Source organism: Protofrankia sp. Cas8 (genome assembly GCF_963555845.1).
Lineage (GTDB): Bacteria > Actinomycetota > Actinomycetes > Frankiales > Frankiaceae > Protofrankia.
The window spans coordinates 1-2,452 of the sequence record NZ_CAUVXI010000051.1; the positions used below are offsets into that span (position 1 = coordinate 1).

The window sequence follows — 2,452 nt, forward strand, 5'->3', positions numbered from 1 at the left end:
AAGCCCGTGCGCCGCCTCCACTGTCAGCGGCGGGTTTGTCACGATCACAGTGACCGGGGCCGGAACCTGCGTCCTGACCGCGACGCAGGACGGCACCGCCGACTACAGCGACGCCGTACCGCGACAGCTGAGCTTCGTCGTGGACAAGCGACAAGCCAGCGTGACCCTGGCCGCCATCCCGACCCACACCTACGGCGACGCGCCCTTCAGCGTGAATGCGGCTGGTACCGGCTCAACCGCTCCGGTCGTACTCACCGCCGGACCCTCGTCGGTGTGCAACCTGTCCGGCACGACGGTGAGCCTCACCGGTCCGGGCACCTGCACCGTCACGGCTGACCAGGCGGGCGACGCCAACTACTACGCGTCACCAACGGTCAAGGTCAGCTTCGCCGTCACGTGCGGCGCCCGGATCCTGACGGACCTGACCAAGCCAGTCAGGTCTGGCGCGACGCTGCCGATCCAGTTGCAACTCGTTGGCAGCGGCGGCAGAAACCTCTGGAGCTCCTCGATCACGGTGCATGCCATCGGTGTCGACGGATCGTCCGTCGCCCCGGCTCCCGGCAACAGCCAGCCTGGCCAGGACTTCCGCTTCGTCGCATCACCTCCGGGCTACCAGTACAACGTGAAGACGACCGGGCTCAGTGCTGGCACACACATCCTGTCCTACGTGGCGGGCACCGACCCCGCGGTCCATACGGTTACCTTCACCGTCACCAACTGAAACGCCTCGTTGAGAACGCCTGACAATAGGTGGGAGATACCATCAACCAGTGATCGATCGCTACCGGCAGGGAGATGAAGGCACGACGCACCACGATCGCGCCCCGTGGCACGGGGGCACGATGGTCCCGTTGGCGATCGCAATGCTGGCGTCGGTCTGTATCGCAACGGTCGGCTGCACTGGATCCGGCGGAACACCGTCCACCCCACCGGCACGTAGCGGTGTCACCGCCGACAGTGGCGGGGCCGCTTCCACCATGGGGAATCCGGGGCCGGCGCCGCCGCGCACGCTGGCGGCTGTCACGACCGCCGGGGCGGTGGTGCTTCTGGATCCCGTCAGTGGCAGGGCCATCCGTACCCTGCGCGGCAGCGGGGCCGTCGGGGACTCGCTCGCGGTGAGTCCCGACGGCCGATCGGTGTTCTACGAGGTTGGCGTCGGCTGCCAGCACCAGGTATGGCGCATCGGCACGGACGGCGGCGACCCGACGATCATCGCGTCCGCGGGCAGCAAGCCAGCGATCAGTCCGAACGGCACGAGTCTCGCGTACGCGACGCAGCACTTCGACTGCTCCCCCGGGGACAACCCGACCGCCGATTACCAGGTCGTCGTGGTCAATCTGACGACCCACGCCGAGCGGCGTTTTCCGATGCCTCCGGGGAGGGCAGCCAGTGGGTTGCCGGCACCGGTCACGCACCTGTCGTGGTCGCCCGACGGCACCCGCCTGGCCGTGTCGGTTGGCTCCGCAGAGGACAACGAAGGCTGGGACCTGGTCACGATGAGCCCTTCGACGGAGTCGTATTACCTGCAGGACGACGGCTCCGGCGCCGTGCCACTCACCGCTGCGGAGAAGGGAAGCTTCTACTACGAGGGCGTGTACATGCCGAACGGCCACTTATTCGTCGTGCGGCAGTGCTGCGGCGGTTACCCGCCGGTGACCACGTCGGTGCTGCTGCAGGAGGTCGACCCGGCGACGGGTGCGCCGCTTCGTCAGATCGCGACCGGGCTCACCAGCAAGACGCATACCAGCCTGGACGTGGATGCCGGCGGGCACTGGCTGCTGTACCTGTCAGGCACCGATCTTGAGGTTTCCAGTGATGGCGCCAAGCCCACGACGCTTGCCTCAGGCTACCGGGCGGCCGCGTGGTAAGCGGAACCATGCCAGGCGACCGAAGAGCGTCAGCTCCTGGAGTCGCCGGATGGGCGCTGGAGGCCGGACTGTGCCGGTGGGCGCGTTGGCGGCGAGGATGCTGCGGACGCTGGACATAAGAGCGCCCGGCAACAGGGGCATGGATCAAGGAACGTGCCTCGGCCCCGCGACGCCGCGTCCCCTATTGTTGGTCGCTCTTAGTGAAGCCTGCTGCCCGGGATATCCCAGTCGCCTGGGAGGCGTGGCTACTGGAGGTCTCGATGAGCCGGAACGGAACGCCCCGACAGCTTCGGACGGTGACGGCTGGCACAGCCGCGGGCCTGACACTCCTTCTCGGTGCCTGCGGCGGATCGACCCCGGCCACGCCGACCACGACCCCCCACACGTCTCCTGCCGCTCGGCCTACCGACGAACCGACCGACCTGTCCACCGACCTGCTGACGCCCTCACCCACACCGATCCCCCCAGGGCAGACGGGCCCACAGGCGACCCCGACGACCGGCATCGACGCGCTCGGGACAACGATCGTTCCCCCGGGCTTCCCGTTCCCGACAGGAGCGATCCCCGCAGTCACCCTGTCCAGA

Annotated in this window: 1 protein-coding gene and 2 pseudogenes; all 3 read left to right on the forward strand. The window is 68.1% G+C overall.

Annotated elements, in window-relative coordinates:
- Positions 1-721: pseudogene (locus U9977_RS10215) on the forward strand (hypothetical protein); the annotation flags it as partial.
- A 130-nt stretch (positions 722-851) separates the two neighbouring features.
- A complete protein-coding gene (locus tag U9977_RS10220) occupies positions 852-1,868 on the forward strand; it encodes a hypothetical protein (protein WP_322748977.1) in 1,017 nt (338 codons plus the stop codon).
- 260 nt (positions 1,869-2,128) lie between these two features.
- Positions 2,129-2,452, forward strand: a pseudogene (locus U9977_RS10225) (hypothetical protein); the annotation flags it as partial.